The 4,775-nt window shown below is 70.8% G+C and carries 5 protein-coding genes; 3 read left to right on the forward strand and 2 right to left on the reverse strand.

All coding sequences use genetic code 11. From position 1 onward, the window contains the following. On the reverse strand, positions 1–552 hold a 552-nt coding region (locus VF697_RS34120; protein ID WP_331101618.1), incomplete at its 3' end, for an asparaginase domain-containing protein. A gap of 52 nt (positions 553–604) precedes the next feature. Here VF697_RS34120 and VF697_RS34125 point away from each other — a divergent pair. Genes VF697_RS34125 through truD form a run of 3 tightly spaced genes read left to right on the forward strand, consistent with a single transcriptional unit; the run spans position 605 to position 4,018 of the window. Next, on the forward strand, positions 605–1,600 hold the full coding sequence (locus tag VF697_RS34125; protein WP_331101620.1) for a DsbA family protein: 996 nt from the start codon (positions 605–607) through the stop codon (positions 1,598–1,600). Between the two features lie 7 nt (positions 1,601–1,607). Beyond that, complete coding sequence (locus VF697_RS34130; protein WP_331101622.1) at positions 1,608–3,005, forward strand: DUF4388 domain-containing protein; 1,398 nt, start codon at positions 1,608–1,610, stop codon at positions 3,003–3,005. After that, positions 3,002–4,018 carry a tRNA pseudouridine(13) synthase TruD gene (gene truD / locus VF697_RS34135; protein WP_331101624.1) on the forward strand — a complete coding sequence of 339 codons (1,017 nt, stop codon included), beginning with the start codon at positions 3,002–3,004 and terminating at the stop codon, positions 4,016–4,018. Before VF697_RS34130 ends, truD begins: the two co-directional genes overlap by 4 nt. Before the next feature lie 92 nt (positions 4,019–4,110). Here the strand turns inward: truD and VF697_RS34140 are convergent. Beyond that, a partial coding sequence (locus VF697_RS34140; RefSeq protein ID WP_331101626.1) for an OmpA family protein occupies positions 4,111–4,775 on the reverse strand: 665 nt, incomplete at its 5' end.

The following is a 4,775-nucleotide window of genomic DNA, read 5'->3' on the forward strand; positions in this document are numbered from 1 at the left end:
AGCGAAGGTGGCGTCCACTCCGAGGATGCCCAGCAGCGGGAAGTTGGGGCTCTCGAAGGCGTCGTACTCGGACACCTTCACCTTGCGGGTGCGGTTGCCGCGGTAGAGGTGGGAGTCGAAGCAGATGCTCACCTCGGGCGGGCCCTGGAGGGCGGACAGCACCGCGTCGATGAGATTGAGCCGCGCGTCCGAGCGGATTTCACCCAGAGGCCGCTGCGAGCCCGTCAGCACCACCGGTTTGGGCAGCCCGGGGAGCATGAAGGAGAGGGCGCTCGCGGTGTAGGCGAGGGTGTCCGTGCCATGCGTCACCACCGCGCCGTCGAAGTCCGGCAACCGGCGGTGCAGGTGGGCGGCGAGCCGGCTCCACAGCTCGGGCTGCATCTCCGAGCTGTCCAGGTTGGAGAAGAGCTCCAGCTCGATGTCGGCGACCTGGAAGAGCTCGGGGCAGCGGGACTTGAGCGTCTTGAAGAAGGCCGCGGGACGCAGCGCGGACGGCCGGCCTCCGGCCATCCCCAGCGTGCCGCCGGTGTGCAGCAGGAGGATTCTGGGCATATCGCGGCGTCCTCCCTGGCAGAGCCGGGGTTGCTTTACAAGCCCCGCGCGCATGGCTAAGACCGGCGCCGTGCTTCCCTCCCGCCGCAACCGTGTCCTCCTGGCGCTCTCCGTGGCGCTGATGGCCGTCGCCTGCTCCAAGAACTCCGAGGCCGCCGCGCCGCCTCAGCCGGCCGCCTCCAAGCCCGCTCCCGCGGCGCCTCCCACGCCCCCGCCGGCCGCCGCTCCCGCCTCGGGAGATGCCCTCTCCGGCATCCCGGGCATGGACTTCTCCGCGCTGCCGTCGGCCGCAAGGCGAGAGCTGTCCACCGTCCTCTCCGATGAGTTCTGCTACTGCGGCTGCCCCCACACCCTGGGGCAGTGCCTGCGCGGCCACACGACCTGCAAGCACGCCAGGCGCATGGCCCGGGTCGCCGCCCAGCAGGCCGTGGCCGGCGTGCCCGCCACGGACATCATCGTGGCCCTCTCCGAGTACTACGCCGCCTTCCGTCAGCCCCGGCCGAAGCTGGAGGTGGACCCGCGCATGTGCATGGGCGACGCCAAGGCGACGGTGACGCTGGTGGAGTTCTTCGACTTCGAGTGCCCCTACTGCGGCAAGGCCCGCCCCCTGATCGAGGCCTTCGCGAAGAAGAACGCCAGCAAGGTGCGCCTGTGCACCGTGCCCTTCCCGCTGCCCATGCACGCCAACGCGGTGCCCGCCGGCCAGGCGGCGCTGTGGGCGCGCGACCAGGGCAAGTACTGGGAGATGCACGACGCCCTCTTCGAGAACGCGCAGAACCTCGCCCCCGCGAAGATCATCGAGATCGCCAACAAGCTGGGCCTCAAGGGCGCCGAGCTGCAGAAGGCGCTGCAGGCCGGCACCTACGCGAAGGAGCTGGAGAAGTACAAGGCGCTGGCCCTGTCGGCGAAGGTCAACAGCACGCCCAGCCTCTTCTTCAACGGCCGCCACTACGACGCGCAGATGGGCCTGTCCGAGGACGCGCTCACCCACTCCCTGGAAGACGAGCTCGAGTGGCGCGCGAACGGCAACGCGTGGGCCGCCGACTGACGGCCTCATGAGTCAACGCTTCCGCATCGATGGCTCCCAGCTCGTCCCCGACGAGCGGCAGGGGGGGCAGACGCAGCCGCTGGCGGGCCGCTCAGGCTCGTACGTGCTGCAGCCCACCGCGCCGGATCTGCTCGTCTTCTCGCGCACTCCGGCCGAGGGCGGCTCCCTGCCCACCCCGCGCGTGGTGATGTCCGGGGACGCGTCCGGCTTTCCCATCTCGGACCTCATCGCCTTCCTGAGCCAGTCGCGCTGGAACGGCATCGTCCGCGTGCAGGCGCCCGGCGGCGAGCGCTCCGTCGTCCTCCGGGATGGCGAGGTGCGGGGCGCCACCTCGGACGTGGCGGCGGACCGGCTCGGCGAGGTGCTCGTGCGCCTGGGCTACGTGGAGCGCTCCCAGCTCGAGACCGTGCTGCGCGAGCAGCCGCCCTCCAAGATTGGCCGCACCCTGGTGGAGCGGGGCCTCCTGCAGGCGCATGACCTCTTCAAGTGCGTCACCCACCAGGTGAGTGAGATCTTCCACGCCATCGTCCTGTGCCGCGAGGGGAGCTTCTTCCTCATCGACCAGCCGGTGGAGGACAAGCTGGGCCACAACATCCAGCTCTCCACCCAGAGCCTGCTCATGGACAGCATCCGGAAGATCGACGAGCTGGCGCACTTCCGCAAACGCATCCCCCACAGCCGCCTCTACGTGCTGCGCAAGGGCCAGACGATGGCCAAGCTGGAGGCGGACGAGGACAAGGTGCTCGCGCTGGTGGACGGCCGCCGCACGGTGCTGGACCTGGGGCAGGCCGCCCGGCTGTCCGAGTTCGACGTCACCAAGGTCATCTACGGCCTGCTCGAGGGCGGCTTCGTCTCGCTCTCGGACAAGCCCCTGGGCGGCACGGCGCAGTCCATCTCCAACATTCCGACGGCGCGCCCGCGCAGCATCATGGGCATCCCCGTGGTGCGCCCGTCCTCCACCGGCATCCCCTCGGTGCGCTCCTCGCAGTCCGGGCTGCGCTCCCCCGAGCCCGCCCGGCCCGTCGTGGTGGACTCACGCGAGGTGGTGCGCGTCTTCAACCGCATCTTCCGGGAGATCGCCGCCGAGGTGTCCAAGCAGGGCCTGGCGCGCGAGTTCATCGCCTCGGCCAACGCGGCGCTCTCGGGCCAGGCGCTGTCCTCGTCGCCGGTGCTGGAGGGGCTCGTCTTCGCTCAGGACGGGAGCCTGCCGGACGGCCGGCTGCTGGAGGCCTACGAGCGCCACCGCGGCGCCCTGGGCTCCGAGCCCCTGGTGGCCTTCCGCCAGGCGCTCAGCGACGTGATGTTCTTCCTCCTCTTCCAGGCGGGTGAGCTGCTCGAGTCACGCGCGGACGAGGACCTCGCCCGGCGCGTGAAGGACATGCTCGCCACCCTCGGCGGCTCATGAGCGACCCACTGCCCCGGCTGACGGCGGACGTGCCGGGGTGCGGCGGCGCCTTCAAGCTCGTCCCCGAGGACTTCGAGGTGGAGGAGCTGCCCGCCTACCAGCCCTCGGGGGAGGGGGAGCACCTCTACCTCTGGGTGGAGAAGCGTGGCCGGGACACCCGCGAGGTGGTGAAGGCCCTGGCCTCCGCCCTGGGCGTGGACGAGGGCGAGGTGGGCGTGGCCGGCATGAAGGACCGGCAGGCCATCACCCGGCAGCTCCTCTCCGTGCCCGCGCGGGGTGAGGCGCGCCTGCCCGACTTCTCCCTGGAGGGCGTGAGCGTCCTGTGGAGCCGGCGCCACGGCAACAAGCTGCGCACCGGGCACCTGCGGGGAAACCGCTTCCGGCTGCGCCTCCGGGGCGTGAAGGACGTGGGCGCGGCCCGGGAGAGCTTCACCCGGCTGGCCACGCGTGGCGTGCCCAACTACTTCGGCGAGCAGCGCTTCGGCCGCGAGGGCGACAACGCGGACTTCGGCCGCCTGCTGGTGCTCGGCCAGCGGCTGCCGCGCCGGCCCGACAAGTTCCAGCGCAAGCTGTACCTCTCCGCCTTCCAGTCCCGCCTCTTCAACCGGGCCCTCGTGGAGCGGCTGCGCGCGGGCACCTTCGACACGGCGCTCCTGGGTGACGTGCTGCGCAAGGAGGACTCGGGCGGCCTCTTCGTCTGCGAGGCCCCCGAGGTGGACGTGCCCCGCGTGGCCGCCTTCGAGGTGAGCCCCGCCGGGCCCCTCTTCGGGCCGAAGATGACCGCGACCGCCCACGCCGTGGCCGAGGCCGAGGCGAAGCTGCTCGCGGACGAGGGCGTGACGCTGGACGACTTCCGGCGTGGTGGGGACGAGACCCAGGGCGGGCGCAGGCCCTACCGGGTGCGGCTCGGCAACCCCTCGCTGGAGGTGGAAGGGGAGGACCTGGTGCTCACCTTCGAGCTGCCCAAGGGCTCCTACGCCACCGAAGTCCTCCACGAGCTGCTGAAGGACTGACCCAGGGGCGCGGCCCGAAAAAGGAAGAGGGTGCTCGCGACCTCTCGGGCGCGGCACCCTCTCCTCGAGTCCCTCCCGGTGGGGGAGGGGGGTTACTGCTCGACGATGTTGAACTCGGTGCGGCGGTTGTTCGCGCGACCCTTCGCCGTCCCGTTGTTGTCGATGGGCTTCTCCTCACCGAAGCCCACGGCGTCCATCCGGCCCGGGTCGATGCCGCGCTTGAGCAGCTGCGCCATCACCGAGTCCGCGCGCGCCTGGGACAGCTTCAGGTTGGCCAGGTCCTTGCCGAGCGAGTCCGTGTGGCCCTCGATGCGGATCTTCTTGATGATCGGCATGTCGCGGAGCACCTGCGCCACGTCGTCGAGGATGGCGAAGCTCTCCTTGCCGATGATCTTCGCCGAGCCGGACGCGAACTTGATCTGCTTCTTGATCTCGATCTTGTCCTTCTTGACGACGACCATCTTGTACTTCTTGGCGCACCCGCGCTCGTCCTTCACGCCGGGCTCGGTCGGGCACACGTCCACGCGGTCCGGGATGCCGTCGCTGTCGCTGTCCGGATCCGGGCAGCCGCGCATCTCCTTGGGGCCGGCCTGGGCTGGGCACACGTCCTGGCGATCCACCAGGCCGTCGCCGTCCGTGTCCACGTCGGGGCAGCCGCGCGTCTCCTGGGGGCCGGCCTGCTCCGGGCACAGGTCCAGGCGGTCCACCAGGCCGTCGCTGTCCTTGTCCGGATCGGGGCAGCCGCGCATCTCCTTGG

The sequence above is a fragment of the Archangium sp. genome, from assembly GCF_036388035.1.
GTDB lineage: Bacteria > Myxococcota > Myxococcia > Myxococcales > Myxococcaceae > Archangium.